Raw genomic sequence first — 14,055 nt, 5'->3', positions numbered from 1 at the left:
CGGGAACTTCGCTCACGTGAGCTTGGCCAGCGCCTTCGTGATGCGCTGCTCGGAGACCGGGCCCGCGGTGCCGACGTCCTGGGCGAACAGGCTCACCCGCAGCTCCTGGAGCATCCAGCCGATCGCGTCGTAGGCGTCGCGGTCGAAGGTGCGCGGCTCGGCGGCGGCGCGGGCCCGCTGGGCGCGGTAGGCCCCTTCGGCGCGGTGGATCTCCTCGGTGGCCTCGGCGTCCCGTCGCGGGGCGGTCGGGAGCTTCTCGAGGCGCCGGCGCGCGGCGCGGAGGTAGCGCACGACGTCGGGCAGGCGCGCCACCGGCGTGCGCGCGACGAAACGGTCGCCCACCAGGGTCCGCAGCTGCTCGCGCACGTCGTCGAGGGCGTGCCCGACCGACCGGGCGCCGAGCTGGTCGATCGCCAGCTCCACCGGCCCGGCCTCGCCGAGCACGGACTCCGCCCGCGAGAGCACCTCGGCCGCCGCGGCCGGCAGCCGCGCGGCGACGTGGGCCCGCAGGGCCTCGAACGCCTCGGGGTCCCACGCCGGCCCGCCGCCCGTGGCGACGAGGGCGTCGATCGCCGCGTCCACGCAGTCCTCGGCCAGGGCCGCGACGTCCCGGTAGCCGCCGGTGGCCATCGCGCCCCGCAGGCGCAGCACCGCGGTGTTGTCGAGCGAGCGCACCAGCGACTTCGCCGGTGAGGACAGCGCGAGCCGCAGCAGCCGCCGGGTGCCGGCGCGCATCGCGTCGCGCGCCTCGAGCGCCGAGTCGAACACCCGCACGTCCACCGCGTCGCCGCGATCGACCAGGGCGAGGTGCGCGGTGACCGTCCCGCCGGGGCGCTGCTGCTCGCGGGTGCGGGGCAGCGTCCCGATCTCGGCGAACGAGGTGACCCCGCGGCGCTCGACCCCGTCGGCGACCGCGGCGACGGCGGCGCGTGTCTGCGCGGCGTGCCGGCGGCGCAGCGCGCCCAGGTCGGGGCCCTCGTCCACGATCGCGCCGTCGTCGCCGACCACCCGGAACGTCAGCCGCAGGTGCGACGGGAGCCCCGCGACGTTCCACGCGTCGGTGGGGATGGTGAGGCCCGAGAGCCGGCGGACCGCGTCGGACAGGGCGGGCAGCAGGGGCTCGTCGGCGGCGGGCCGGCCGTCGTGGGCCAGCCGGGCCGCGAGCGCTCGGGCGGTGTCCGGCGCGGGCACCAGCGAGCGGCGCAGGTTCTTGGGCAGCGAGCGCACCAGCGAGGTGAGCATCTCGTCGCGCAGGCCCGGGACCTGCCACGCGAGGTCCTCGGCACGGACCTGCCCGAGCACCGCGAGCGGCACGCTGACGGTGACGCCGTCGGTCTCGGCGCCGGGCTCGAAGGCGTAGGACAGCGGCAGGGTCAGCCCGCCCGCGTTCCAGGTGTCGGGGTACTGCTCGGTGCTGGGGGCCTCGCCGGCGAGCAGCGTCGCCTCGTCGAGGTCGAGCAGGTGTGGCTCGCGGCGGGCGGCCTTCTGCCACCAGCGGTCGAAGTGCCGCACCGAGACGACGTCGGCGGGCACGCGCGCGTCGTAGAACGCGTAGATCGTGTCGTCGTCGACCACCAGCTCGCGGCGGGCGCGGCGCTCCATCTCGGCGACCTGCTCGAGGCGCTCGCGGTTGCGCGTGACGAACGCGTGCCGGGTGTTCCAGTCGCCCTCGACCAGCGCGTGGCGCACGAGGAGCTCGCGGGCCACCTCGGGATCGATGCGCCCGTAGTCGACGGTGCGGTCCATGGCGAGCGGGACACCGAACAGCGTGACGCGCTCGGTGGCCACGGCGCTGCCGCGTCGCTTCGACCAGCGCGGCTCGGAGTACGTGCGGGTGACGAGGTCGCCCGCCGCGGCCTCGACCCACGCCGGGTCCACGCCCGCCACCGTGCGCGCCCACAGCCGGGAGGTCTCCACCAGCTCGGCGGCCATGACCATCGTCGGCGGGCGCTTCGCGACGGTCGATCCCGGCCAGATCGCGAAACGGGCGCCGCGCGAGCCCTCGTACTCGATGAGCGCCCGACGCCGCGGCTTCCCGGTCTTCGGGTCCTTCGGCGGCTCCTGCGCCAGGCCGATCTGGGAGAGCAGCCCGGTGAGCAGGGCCTGGTGGACGCGGTCCGCGACGTCCTTGGTCAGCTCGGCGCCCGGCTCGTTGCGGGTGAGCCCCAGCTCGTCGCCGAGCTGGCGGATCTGCGCCGCGAGGTCCTGCCACTCGCGGATGCGCAGGAAGTTGAGGAACTCGGCCCCGCAGCGCTTGCGGAACTGGTTCGACGACAGCTCACGGCGCCCCGAGCGCACGTGCTCCCACAGGTGCACCCAGGACAGGAAGTCCGAGCGCGGGTCGGTGAACCGGGCGTGCGCGGCGTCGGCCGCTGCCGTACTTCCTTCGGGGGAGCTTCCCGGCGAAGGCCGCTCCCGCGGATCCTGCGCCGAGAGACCGGCGGCGATGACCGTGACCTCATGCAGGCAGCCCAGCTTGTCCGCCTCGAGCACCATGCGCCCGATGCGGGGGTCGACGGGCAGGCGCGCCAGCCGGCGCCCGGTCTCCGACAGCCGGGTCGGGTCCCCGAGCCCATCCTTTCCCGTCGCTCCGCTCGCCCCGGCGAGCGCCCCGAGCTCGGTCAACAGCCGCACGCCGTCACGCACCGCGAGCCGCTCGGGCGGGTCGACGAACGGGAACTCCTCGACCGGCCCGAGCTTCGCGCCGGCCATCTGCAGGATCACCGACGCGAGGTTGGTGCGCTGGATCTCCGGGTCGGTGAACTCCGGGCGCGCGTCGAAGTCGTCCTCGGCGTAGAGCCGGATGCAGATGCCGTCGGCGACGCGCCCGCAGCGCCCGGCCCGCTGGGTGGCCGAGGCCTGCGAGATCGGCTCGATCGGCAGCCGCTGCACCTTCGTCCGCCGCGAGTACCGCGAGATGCGCGCGAGGCCGGGATCGACGACGTAGCGGATGCCCGGCACCGTCAGCGAGGTCTCGGCGACGTTCGTCGCGAGCACGACACGTCGTCGGCCGCCCGACGAGGGCTCGAAGACGCGGTGCTGCTCGGCGGAGGACAGGCGCGCGTAGAGGGGGAGGACGTCGAGGTCCTCGATGTGGGCCTGCGCGGCGTGCTCGCGCAGGGCGTCGGCGGCGTCGCGGATCTCCCGTTCGCCGGAGAGGAAGACGAGCACATCACCCGACGGCCCCTCGCGGCGCAGCTCGTCGACCGCGTCCACGATGCCGTCGACCTGGTCGCGCTGGTCGCCCGCGGGATCGTCCGGGTCCACCAGGGGCCGGTACCGGACCTCGACGGGGTAGGTGCGCCCGGAGACCTCGATGATCGGGGCGTCGCCGAAGTGGCGCGAGAAGCGCTCCGGGTCGATCGTCGCCGAGGTGATGACGACCTTGAGGTCCGGGCGGCGCGGGAGCAGCTGGGCGAGGTAGCCGAGCAGGAAGTCGATGTTGAGGCTGCGCTCGTGGGCCTCGTCGATGATCAGCGTGTCGTACCGGCGCAGCATCCGGTCCTGCTGGATCTCGGCGAGCAGGATGCCGTCGGTCATGAGCTTGACGAGGGTGTCCTCGCTCGCGCGGCTGGTGAAGCGGACCTGGTAGCCGACGGTGTCGGTGCCGGTGGTGCCGAGCTCCTCGGCGACGCGCTCGGCCACCGTGCGCGCCGCGATCCGCCGCGGCTGGGTGTGGCCGATCGTGCCGAGCACGCCGCGGCCCATCTCGAGCGCCATCTTCGGCAGCTGCGTGGTCTTGCCCGACCCGGTCTCGCCGGCCACGACGACCACCTGGTGGGTCTCCAGCGCCGCGCGGATGTCGTCGACACGCCCGCTGATCGGCAGCTCGTCCGGGTACGAGACGGCGGGCACCGACGCGCGACGGCGCTCGAGGCGCGCCTCGGCGGCGGTGACGTCGCGGCCGATGGTCGCCAGCGTGTTCTCGCGGCGCTCGTCGTCGGCGATCCGGCCGGCGCCCTGGAGGCGGCGCCGCAGCCGGTGGGCGTCCGCGGTACCGAGGGCGGCGACGCGCGCGGCGAGGTCGCCGCCGACGTCGATCTGCCTGTCGGTCGCGGCGGGCACGGCGGGACTCCTCCTGCGGGCGGTGGGGGTGCGGGCACGAGACGGCCCTGTCCCCATTGTCAGCGCGCGGGGCCGCGCCGGTGTTCCCGACCCTTCTGGTCACGCACCGAAACCGCCATTACGCTGTTCGAGTGATCGAGATGGCAGGCGTAGTCGACGGAAAGTAACGTCTGGCGCCGGGAGCACGACGACGTGGTCACCGATGGTGACCAGGCGGGAGGGGTCGGTGAGCGTGTCGGACGGGCGGGCGGACACCGAGCTGGTGGTGCTCGCCGCGGGCGGCGACCAGGCCGCGTTCGCCGAGCTCATGACCCGTCACCGGCCCCGGCTGTACGCGGTCTGCCGGCGCGTCACCTGCCACGACCAGGACGCCCAGGAGGCGCTGCAAGAGACGATGCTCCTGGCCTGGAAGCGCCTCGGCGAGTTCGACGGCCGCTCCGCGGTCGGCACCTGGCTCTACCGGGTGGCCACGAACGCCGCGATCGACGAGGTCCGCCGGCGCAAGCGCACCCCCGAGCCGACCGAGGCCGAGTCGATGCCCGAGCCGACGCCGCACCGGGGCGCCGACGGCGCCGTCGTCGCCCGGATGGACGTCGACCGCGCCCTGGCCCAGCTGCCCCCGCAGTACCGTGCCGTCGTGGTGCTCCGCGAGCTGTGCGACCTCACCTACGCCGAGATCGCGGAGCTGCGCGAGATCCCGATCGACACCGTCAAGTCCCAGCTGTCCCGCGGTCGCCAGGCCCTCGTCGAGCTGCTCACCGACCGTCCCGCCGCCCGGACCGCATGACGGGGACTCCATGACCGAGTCAGGGCCGGTCGGCCCGGTCACCTCCCGCCTCATCGCGGTCTGCACCCGCACCCGCGACCAGCTGCGCACCCCGGAGCTGCGCGACCGCCTCGACGGGCTGGTGGCGCGCCTCGGGGAGCCGAGCATCCGCGTGGCCGTCGGCGGCCGGATGAACGCGGGGAAGTCGACGCTGGTCAACGCCCTGCTCCAGGAGCGGCTCGCGGCCACCGGCGCCACCGAGACGACGCGGCTCGTCACGTGGTTCCGGCACTCGCACCAGGCGCGCCTGCGCGTGCACGGCCGCGACGGCACCGACCGGGTGCTGCCGCTCGCCCCGAGCGGTGGCCTGGGGGCGACGGTCACCGGCGTGACGGCCGGGGAGATCGCCCACCTCACCGTCGAGACGCCCAACGACGCGCTGAGCCGCCACACGATCGTCGACACCCCGGGCACCGACTCGCTGAGCCGGCTCGACCCGGACTCGCTGGGCGCCCTCGGCGACGCCGACGCCGTCGTCTACCTCATGCCGCATCCCGGTGAGCGCGACGTCGAGGCGATCGACGCGGTGCGCGGCTGGACCGGCGGCCTGCGCCTCGGCGCGGCGAACATGATCGGCGTCCTCAGCCGCATCGACACCCTGTCCGGCGAGGACGACCCCTGGCCGACCGCCCACCGGGTGGCGCAGCGCTACGCCCGCGAGCTCCGCGCCGTGCTCTCCGACGTCGTCCCCGTGGCCGGCCTGCTGGCCGAGACCGCCCGCGGGCCGGACTTCGGCGAGGCCGACGCCCGGCTCCTGCGGGCCCTCGCCGACGGCGACCGCGGGCGGACCACCCGCGCGCTGCGCACGGTGCAGCGCTTCCGCGGCTGGGACGACGCCCCGGTGGACGTCGGGGACCGCGAGCGGCTCCTCGAGCTGCTCGGCCTGCACGGCATCCGGGTCGGCCTCGAGCTGCTCGACGAGGGCCGGCGCGCGACGCCGGCGCTGCTCGAGGGGTTCGCACGGCGCTCGGGGATCGAGACCGTGCTCGAGCGCATCGACACCGTGTTCGTCGCCGGTGCCGACCGGCTGCGCGCGAGCGCGGGCATCGCGGCCCTCGAGCACCTCGGGTGGGACGCCACCGACGAGGTCGACCGCCGCAGCCTGCTCTCCCTCCAGTCGGAGCTCGACCGGCTGCGCCTCGAGCCCGCCCTGCGCCAGGTGGACCTGGCCGCGGCGCTCGTCGACCTCGAGGCCGGGCGGATGCGTCTCGCCGACGAGCACGTCGCCCGCCTGCGCGACCTCGCCACCGGCAGCGACGACGCCCGGCGCCTCGGGCTCGACCCCGGCGCCGACCGCGAGGCCGTGGTCGCCGCGGCCACCGCCCAGATCCCGGCGTGGCGCGCGCTCGAGGCCCGCCCGTCGCGGGTGCTGCAGCGCCACGTCCGCACCGCGCGCGAGATGTGCGAGCACATCCTGTTCGCCGGCCCATCCCCCGCGCCGACCTGGCAGGCTCGATCGGAGAGCCGGTGACCGCCGGGTCGCGGGAGGAGGTCGGCGTGGGCGTGCCGCCGCGTGCCGGTCCTCCGCGGTCCACCCTCGGGCCCTACGTGCTGTCCGACGTCGTGCACCGGGGCCGTTCCGGCGAGGTGGTGCGCGCGCACGACACCGCCCGCGACCGCGTCGTCGCCCTCAAGCTCCTCGCGCCCGACACCGCCGAGCGGGAGTTCCGCGCCCGCTTCGACCGGGCCTGCGGCACCGTCCGGACGCTGCGCGAGCCCCACGTCCTGCCGGTGCTCGACCACGGCGAGGCGGGCGGGCGTCTCTTCGTCGCGACCCCTGCTCGCCGGCCCGGACCTGGCCGCGGTGCTGGCCCGCGAGGAGGTCCTCACACCGGAGCGGGCGGTGGCCGTCGTCGAGCAGGTCGCGGCCGCGCTGGCCGCCGCCCACGCGCGCGGGCTCGCGCACCGCAACGTCAAGCCGTCGAACGTGCTGTTCACCGACGCCTCCGCGGCCGAGGTCCGCGTCGGCGACTTCGGGCTCGTGTCCCGCAACGGCCTCTCGCTGGACCACACGGCGCCCGAGCGCTTCCGCGGCGGCGCCACCGACCACCGCGAGGACGTCTACGCCCTCGGCTGCGTGCTCTTCACCTGCCTCACCGGCGCGCGGCCCTACCCCGGCCGGAGCCTGCCCGAGCGGATGCGGGGGCACCTGGAGAGCCCGATCCCGCGGCCGTCGGAGCAGCGCACGGGCGTCCCGGCCGGGTTCGACGCGGTCATCGCGGGCGCGCTGGCCAAGACGCCGGGCGAGCGCACGGCCACCGTGGGCACGCTCGCCGCCGCGGCCCGGTCCGCGCTCGGGTAGGAATCCCGGAGAAAGGCTCGGAGAAAGTCGCCCGCCGCCGGAACATCCGGGTGGGCCCGCACCGTCACAGGCACGAGCGGTCCGCCACGGCGGTGGGCCTCGAGGCGAGGGCGGACACGATGAGCGGGACGACCGGGGCCTCCGGCGACATGTACTTCAGCGCCGACGGCGGCGTGTACGACGCCTCCGGCACCATGATCGGCACCTACGAGACCGACGCCGCGGGCAACGTCGACGCGGTCTCGAGCGACACCGACGGCAACGGCGTCCTCGACACGACGGTCACCGACACCGACCACAACGGGACGTTCGAGACCGGCGTCGTGGACACCGACGGCGACGGCTACTACGACACGATGGTCGTGGACACCGACGGCGACGGCGACTTCGACACCGCGGCGGTCGACACCGACCGCGACGGCACGGCCGACACCACCGCCCACGACCCCGCCGGCTTCTGAGCAGCGCACCATGACGGTGACCCTCGACGAGGAACGCGCGGCGCTGGTCCTGCTCTGCCTCGACCTCGCCGACCGGCTGCGCTCCGCCGGCCCCGGGCTCCGGGACCGGCTGCACCGCGGCCTCGCCGACGTGGGGATCACCCCTCTCGAACCCGACGGCGCGCCCTTCGACGGGGCGCACCACGACGCCGTCGGCCGCGAAACCACCACCGACCCGGCCCGCGACCGCACGGTCGCGAGCACCGCCCGCACCGGCTACCTCGACCACGGCAGCGTCCTGCGCCGCCCGGAGGTCGTGGTGTACGCCTGGGAGACCAGCTCCGGAGAGCACCGATGACCCTCCAGCCGCCCGCGACGACGACGCGGGGCCGCCACCCGCTGACCGACGAGGTCCTCGCGCTGGTGGCCGACGTCCGCGCGACCGCGGTCGAGGACGACGAGGCCGGCGCCGCCGAGGCGCTCGACGCCGACGTCGCCCGCGTGCAGGCCGGGAACGCCGCGGTGGTCGTCGTCGGGGAGAAGAAGCGCGGCAAGAGCTCGCTCATCAACGCGCTGATCGGGCGCCCGGGCCTGCTGCCCGTCGACGCCGACGTCGCCACCTGCGTGCACATCGTCGTGAGCCACGGTCCGGACGGCGCGACCGTCGTGCTCGGCGGCGGCCCCGAGGGCCGCGAGGTGGGGCTCGACGCGATCGCCGAGTACGCCGCGCTCGACCCCGGGGCCCGCGCCCCGGAGCACGAGGACGTCAGCCAGGTCCAGGTCCGCGTGCCCGCCCCGCTGCTCGAGGGCGGCCTCGAGCTCATCGACACCCCCGGGGTCGGCGGCCTCGTCGCCGGCCACGCCGCGCTGACCCTCGCGACGCTGAACCGCGCCGACGCGCTGGTGTTCGTCCTCGACGGTTCGAGCGAGATCACCGCCTCCGAGCTCGCCTTCCTCGAGCGCGCCACCGAGCGCATCGCCACGGTCGTCTTCGCCATCACCAAGATCGACCAGTTCCCGTCCTGGGAGGCGGTGCGCGCCCGGGACATCGAGCTCATCGCCCACCACGCGCCCCGCTACGCCAACGCCCCGTGGTTCGGGGTCTCGAGCCGCGCCGTCGCCGACGCCCTCGCCGCCGAGGCCGACGGCGAGCCCGAGGAGGCCGCCGAGGAGCGGGCCGCGAGCGGGATCGACCCGCTCTCGGCGCACCTCGCCGGCCTCGCCGAGGGCGCCGACGGCCTGCGGCTCGCGAACCTGCTGCACCAGGCGACGGCGACGGTGAAGCGCCTGTCCGCCCTGCAGGTCCGGCGGGCGCTCTCGCTCTCGCCGAGCCCGGAGTTCGCCGAGCTGGTGAAGCGCGAGAAGGCGGCGCTCACGGCGCTGCAGGGGCAGAACGCGACGTGGCGCCAGACGCTCGCGGAGCGCTCCGCCCGCCTCGAGCAGCGGATGCGCACCGAGCTCAACCGGCGTCTCGAGGACCTGCGCAAGGAGGTCGGCGACCGCATCGCCGTCGGTAACAACAAGATCTTCGACGAGGTCGGCACCGACCTGCCGCCTCGCGCGCAGGCGCTGTGGATCGAGCTCGACACGCTGCTGCGCCGCGAGCTCACCGCGCTCGGGCAGGCCCTGCTCGCCGACCTCGAGGGCGTCGAGCTCGACCTGGCCGGGGTGGTGCCGGACGCCCCCGAGCGCCTCGCCCAGCTGCCCGAGGCCGCCCGCGGTGCGGGCAGCACGAGCTTCGCCGAGCAGGGGATCATGGCCGCGGGCCTCGGCATGGGTCTCGGGCACCTCGTGGCCCTCGTGGTCGCGCCGCCGATCGGCATCCTGGCCGGGGTCGGCGCGGTCGGCTTCTTCAGCTGGCGACGCTGGAGCAAGGAGCGCGGCGCCCGCAGCCGCGAGGACGCCCGTCGCTACCTCGGCGAGGTCGCCACCCGGCTGAACAACGAGATCCCGCCGGTGGTCTCGCAGGCGGTGGCCGGGGCCCGCGAGGTGCTGGGGCGCCAGATCACCGAGGCGCTGACCGCCGAGAAGGAACGGCTCACCGTGAGCCTCGCCGAGCACGAGAAGAACCTGGCGAGCGAGAAGAGCGCCGTGGTCCGCCGCAAGGCCGAGGTCGAGGCCCGCCTGCGCCGCCGCAACGCACTGAGGGAGACCGCCGAGCAGCTCGCGACGCGGCTGCCCGCCGACCGAGAGGAGTCGTCGTGACCGCGTCGCAGGAGGGAGGCCAGCAGGACGCCGGGGGTCCGGGCGTGTGGCTGGACATGTCGCGCTACCCCGACACCGACCCGGACACCGTGCTCTCGTCCGACGACCACAGCCTGCTGACCACGTCGCTCGCGGTCGACGACGCCGAGCTGCCCGACTCCGTGTGGGAGCACATGCTCGCCGTCGTGGTGGGCGACGTGCCCGAGGACGGGGAGGTCGAGGCCACCGCCACCACCGAACCCGTCGAGGACCCGGCCGACGACCCCGCCGCCGACGTGGTGGACGAGCACGCCGCGCACGACGCCGGCGATGCCGGGGACGACCCGGCGGCCCACGACCCCGCACCGCACGACGACGGCGGCTGGGACGGCGGCTGGGCGTGAAGGGCTGGGATCTCGCGATCGACTTCGGGACCTCGTTCACCACCACGGCGACGCTCGCCGACGGGCGCACCGAGGTCCTCGAGATCGACGGCTCGAAGTACGTCCCGTCGCTGGTGTGCGTCGACGAGGACGGCACGATCCTGGTCGGCCGCGACGCGGTCAACGAGGCCGTGATGGCCCCGGAGCGCACCGAGCGCGTGCCCAAGCGGGCGCTGGTCGCCTCCGAGCAGGTGCTGCTGGGCGGGCGCACGATCGCCACCGTCGACCTCGTCGCGGCCGTCCTGGCCCGGGTCGCGGGCGAGGCGACGCGCCGGTTCTCCGGCCGGCGGCCCGGGCGCGTCCTGCTGACCCACCCGGCGCGCTGGCAGGCCGGCGGCCCGGAGCTGCGCCGGCTCACCGAGGCCGCGGAGCGCGCGGGGCTCGGCGAGCCCGACCTCGTCGCGGAACCCGTGGCGGCCGCGCACCACTACGTCCGCAGCGGCGACCCGGTGCCCGACGGCGGAATGATCGGCGTCTACGACTTCGGCGGCGGCACCTTCGACACCGCCGTCCTGCGCCGTCGTCGCGACGGCTTCGAGCTGGCCGGCTCGCCGGGCGGGGACGTCGCGCTGGGCGGGGAGGACCTCGACGCCACGTTCATGGAGATCCTCGCCGAGCACGCCGAGGCGCTCGACCCCGACGCCTGGAACGAGCTGTGGGAGGCCACCGGCCGGGTCGCCGAGCGGCACCGCACGCTCCTGCGCCGCGACGTCACCCAGGCCAAGGAGGCGCTCTCGCGGCTGCCCGCGGTCAATCTGTGGGTGCCGGGCTACGACGACGAGATCCGCGTGACGCGCCGCGAGTACGAGCGCGCCGTCGAGCCCCTGCTCGCGCGCAGCGTCGAGGAGCTGACCGACACGATCGCCCGCGCCGGCACCACGCCGGACGCGCTCGTCGACGTCTACCTCACCGGCAGCACGAGCCGGACCCCGCGGATCAGCGCGCTGCTGGCCGACCTGCTCGGGCACGTCCCCGGCATGCGCGACGACCCCAAGGCCGTCGTCGCGCTGGGAGCGCTCGCCACCGTCCCGGGGTCGGTGAGCGCGACGATGCACGTCCGGCTCCCGTCGCACCGCCCGCACCGGCCCGCCCAGCCGCCCGCCCCGCCGACCCCGCCGCTGACCCCGTCGGGCTTCCCGGTCCCGCCCGCGCCGGCCGAGGCCACCGCCAAGGTCCGGCGCCCCGCGAGCGGACCGACCGAGGGCGGCCGGCACGCGGCCCCGCCGGCACCGCCCCCGACGACGCCGCCGCGCGCGAGATCGCCCGGGAGATCGCGGCGATCGCCGAGGCGGCCGGGGTGGCCGACCTCGTCGGCGCGTCGGCCCCGACGGTCCGGGCGGGCCAGACCGCGGCCGCCGCGCGCCGGCCGCTCCTGGTCGCCCTCGACGGTCTCGGCGTTGCGATCGGCACGCGCTTCAGCCCCTTCCCGGGTCTGCCGCCCGAGATCGCGCTGCAGGTCCTGCGCGAGGGACGCGGTGAGCTCGGCGCGCTGGGCCAGTGCCTCACCCGCCTGGACGGTGTCGCGGAGCGTCTGGCCGCGTGGTGAGCGCGAGCGCGCCCCACGTGGTCGAGTAGGCGCACCCCGACCACCACGGAGGAACGCATGTCCCACACCGCGACCGGCCGTGCCACGACGCCCGCCCTGCTCACCGCGCTGCGCGTCGTCGCGTCGCTCACGGTCCTGGCGCTGCTGTGGCAGTTCGTCACCGCCGGCCCGTTGGTGGAGGGGTCCCAGTCCGCGGACGCCCACGCCACCGGGGCCGTCGTGCTGCACGTCCTGTCCGGGCTCACCATGATCGTCGCGGTGCTGGCGTGGCGCGGCGGGGCGGCGCTGTGGCCCGCGGTGCTCGCGCTCGTGGTGTTCGCGCTGACCTTCGTGCAGGCCTACCTGGGCAGCAACGGGCCGATCGCCGTGCACGTCCCCGGCGCGATGGTCCTGACCGTCGGCGCCGTGGTGGTCGCCGCCTGGTCGTTCACGGGCGGCTCGGCGCACGCCCGGCGCTGATCACCGCTTGCGGGCGCTGATCACCCCGGTGTCGAAGCCGGCGAGGTGCAGCCCGCCGTGGAAGCGGGCGTGCTCGACCTTCAGGCAGCGGTCCATGACGACGGTCAGCCCGGCCTCGACGCCGCGCTCGGCCAGCTGCTCGTCGTAGAGCCCGAACTGCGTCCAGAACGTCGAGGCCCCGGCGGCGATGGTCGCGTCGAGGACGTCGGGCAGGTCCTCGGGCCGGCGGAAGACGTCGACGAGGTCGGGCGTCACCGGCAGCGCGTCCAGCGACGGGTAGACCGGGCGGCCCAGGATCTCGCTCGCGTTCGGGTTGACGAAGTAGACGTCGAAGCCGGTGGAGCCGAGCAGGTAGGTCGCGACGAAGTTCGAGGCGCGCGCCGGGTTCGGCGAGGCGCCGACCATCGCGACGCTGTGGGTGCGGCGCAGGATCGCCTGGCGCTCCTGGGCGGTGGGTGGGGTCCAGGTGCTCACGCGCCCTCCTTCGTGGCCTCGGTCAGGGCCTGGTCGAGGTCCCAGAGGATGTCGTCGGCGTCCTCGATCCCGACGCTGATGCGGATGAGGTCCGGCCGGACGCCGCCCTCGCGCAGCTGGTCGGCCGTCAGCTGCTGGTGGGTGGTCGACGCGGGGTGCAGCACGAGCGTGCGGGCGTCGCCGATGTTCGCGAGGTGGCTGCAGAGCTGCACCGACTCGATGAACCGCCGGCCGGCGGCCCGCGCGGCGTCCTCGTCGGAGCCGCGGACCCCGAAGCTGAACACCGCGCCCGGGCCCTGCGGGAGGTAGTGCTTCGCCCGCGCGTGGTGGGGGTGGCCCGGCAGACCGGCGTAGCTGACCCACGCCACCCGCTCGTCGGCCTCCAGCCACTCCGCGACCCGCTGCGCGTTGGCGACGTGGCAGTCCATGCGCTGGGGCAGCGTCTCGATGCCCTGCAGCAGCAGGAACGCCGAGTGCGCGCTCAGGGTGGCGCCGACGTCGCGCAGCTGCTCGGAACGGATCTTGGTGAGGAAGCCGTACTCCTGGAAGTTGCCCCACCACGTCAGCCCGCCGTAGGACGGGATCGGCTCGGTCATCTGCGGGAAGTGGCCGTTGCCCCAGTCGAAGCGCCCCGACTCGAGGATCACCCCGCCGAGGGTGGTGCCGTGGCCGCCGAGGAACTTCGTCGCCGAGTGGATGACGATGTCGGCGCCGTGCTCCATGGGCCGGCACAGGTACGGCGTGGCCATCGTGGCGTCGATGATCAGCGGCAGGCCGCGCTCGTGGGCGACCTCGGCGAGGGCGGCGACGTCGGTGACCTCGCCGGAGGGGTTCGCGACGATCTCCGCGAACACGCAGCGGGTGCGGTCGGTGATCGCCGCGCGGAACGCGTCGGGGTCGTCGCCGGGCACGAACGTCGTGCCGACCCCGAAGCGGCGCAGCGTCACGTCGAGCTGGGTGACCGTCCCGCCGTAGAGCGCGGCGGCGGCGACGATGTGGTCGCCGGCGCCCGCGAGCGTCGCGAACGTCAGGAACTCCGCGGCCTGCCCCGAGCTGGTGGCCACCGCGCCGAGCGCGCCCTCGAGGCTGGCCAGGCGCTCCTCGAGCACGGCGACCGTCGGGTTCGCGATGCGGCTGTAGATGTTGCCGTACTTCTGCAGCGCGAACAGGTTCGCGGCGTCGGCGGTGTCGTCGAAGACGAAGCTCGTGGACTGGTAGATGGGTACGGCGCGGGCGCCGGTCGCGGCGTCGGGCACGGCGCCCGCGTGCACCGCGCGCGTGCGGAATCCCCAGGGACGGTCGGTGGCCACCCCGCC

At 75.4% G+C, this 14,055-nt stretch carries 12 protein-coding genes; 9 read left to right on the top strand and 3 right to left on the bottom strand.

Features of this window, described 5'->3' with window-relative positions:
- Nucleotides 1-12: 12 nt before the first annotated feature.
- On the bottom strand, nt 13-4,065 hold the full coding sequence (hrpA, locus tag ACQPYN_RS29850; protein WP_433030560.1) for an ATP-dependent RNA helicase HrpA: 4,053 nt from the start codon (nt 4,063-4,065) through the stop codon (nt 13-15).
- A gap of 226 nt (nt 4,066-4,291) precedes the next feature.
- Here hrpA and ACQPYN_RS29845 point away from each other — a divergent pair, with 226 nt between their 5' ends.
- The 9 genes from ACQPYN_RS29845 (at nt 4,292) to ACQPYN_RS29805 (ending at nt 12,265) form a co-directional block, all read left to right on the top strand.
- Nucleotides 4,292-4,852 carry an RNA polymerase sigma factor gene (locus tag ACQPYN_RS29845; protein ID WP_433030558.1) on the top strand — a complete coding sequence of 187 codons (561 nt, stop codon included), beginning with the start codon at nt 4,292-4,294 and terminating at the stop codon, nt 4,850-4,852.
- Nucleotides 4,853-4,862: 10 nt separating this feature from the next.
- Nucleotides 4,863-6,362 carry a dynamin family protein gene (locus ACQPYN_RS29840; protein ID WP_433030556.1) on the top strand — a complete coding sequence of 500 codons (1,500 nt, stop codon included), beginning with the start codon at nt 4,863-4,865 and terminating at the stop codon, nt 6,360-6,362.
- A gap of 42 nt (nt 6,363-6,404) precedes the next feature.
- Nucleotides 6,405-7,193, top strand: a complete 789-nt coding sequence (locus ACQPYN_RS29835) for a protein kinase domain-containing protein (protein WP_433030554.1) — start codon at nt 6,405-6,407, stop codon at nt 7,191-7,193.
- 119 nt (nt 7,194-7,312) lie between these two features.
- Nucleotides 7,313-7,654, top strand: a complete 342-nt coding sequence (locus tag ACQPYN_RS29830) for a hypothetical protein (RefSeq protein ID WP_433030552.1) — start codon at nt 7,313-7,315, stop codon at nt 7,652-7,654.
- A gap of 10 nt (nt 7,655-7,664) precedes the next feature.
- Nucleotides 7,665-7,991, top strand: a complete 327-nt coding sequence (grpE, locus tag ACQPYN_RS29825; RefSeq protein WP_433030550.1) for a nucleotide exchange factor GrpE — start codon at nt 7,665-7,667, stop codon at nt 7,989-7,991.
- Complete coding sequence (locus tag ACQPYN_RS29820) at nt 7,988-9,838, top strand: dynamin family protein (protein ID WP_433030548.1); 1,851 nt, start codon at nt 7,988-7,990, stop codon at nt 9,836-9,838. Before grpE ends, ACQPYN_RS29820 begins: the two co-directional genes overlap by 4 nt.
- Nucleotides 9,835-10,221, top strand: a complete 387-nt coding sequence (locus ACQPYN_RS29815) for a hypothetical protein (protein ID WP_433030546.1) — start codon at nt 9,835-9,837, stop codon at nt 10,219-10,221. Before ACQPYN_RS29820 ends, ACQPYN_RS29815 begins: the two co-directional genes overlap by 4 nt.
- Nucleotides 10,218-12,056: an Hsp70 family protein gene (locus ACQPYN_RS29810; RefSeq protein ID WP_433030544.1), complete on the top strand. Its 1,839-nt coding sequence runs from the start codon at nt 10,218-10,220 to the stop codon at nt 12,054-12,056. The genes ACQPYN_RS29815 and ACQPYN_RS29810 overlap by 4 nt, the downstream gene beginning before the upstream one ends.
- Nucleotides 12,026-12,265 (top strand): hypothetical protein, encoded by a 240-nt coding sequence (locus ACQPYN_RS29805; RefSeq protein WP_433030542.1) that lies wholly within the window; start codon nt 12,026-12,028, stop codon nt 12,263-12,265. Before ACQPYN_RS29810 ends, ACQPYN_RS29805 begins: the two co-directional genes overlap by 31 nt.
- On the opposite strand, the gene ACQPYN_RS29800 is transcribed toward ACQPYN_RS29805, so the two are convergent.
- Together ACQPYN_RS29800 and ACQPYN_RS29795 are read right to left on the bottom strand one after the other, a co-directional pair.
- Nucleotides 12,266-12,739 carry a CoA-binding protein gene (locus ACQPYN_RS29800; protein ID WP_433030540.1) on the bottom strand — a complete coding sequence of 158 codons (474 nt, stop codon included), beginning with the start codon at nt 12,737-12,739 and terminating at the stop codon, nt 12,266-12,268. It lies immediately after the preceding gene.
- Nucleotides 12,736-14,049, bottom strand: coding sequence for an O-acetylhomoserine aminocarboxypropyltransferase/cysteine synthase family protein (locus ACQPYN_RS29795; RefSeq protein ID WP_433030538.1), 1,314 nt, complete (start codon nt 14,047-14,049; stop codon nt 12,736-12,738). The genes ACQPYN_RS29800 and ACQPYN_RS29795 overlap by 4 nt, the downstream gene beginning before the upstream one ends.
- Between the last annotated feature and the right edge of the window lie 6 nt (nt 14,050-14,055).

Origin of the sequence: Actinomycetospora sp. CA-053990 (assembly GCF_050948445.1) — a bacterium.
Classification (GTDB): domain Bacteria; phylum Actinomycetota; class Actinomycetes; order Mycobacteriales; family Pseudonocardiaceae; genus Actinomycetospora; species Actinomycetospora callitridis.
Note: the sequence above shows the minus strand (reverse complement) of the source record. Positions and strands in the feature narration are given on the sequence as shown.

Coding starts and splice junctions, on each gene's coding strand:
- ACQPYN_RS29840 (WP_433030556.1), top strand. CDS start 4,863: ATGACCGAGTCAGGGCCGGTCGGCCCGGTCACCTCCCGCCTCATCGCG.
- ACQPYN_RS29830 (WP_433030552.1), top strand. CDS start 7,313: ATGAGCGGGACGACCGGGGCCTCCGGCGACATGTACTTCAGCGCCGAC.
- grpE (WP_433030550.1), top strand. CDS start 7,665: ATGACGGTGACCCTCGACGAGGAACGCGCGGCGCTGGTCCTGCTCTGC.
- ACQPYN_RS29820 (WP_433030548.1), top strand. CDS start 7,988: ATGACCCTCCAGCCGCCCGCGACGACGACGCGGGGCCGCCACCCGCTG.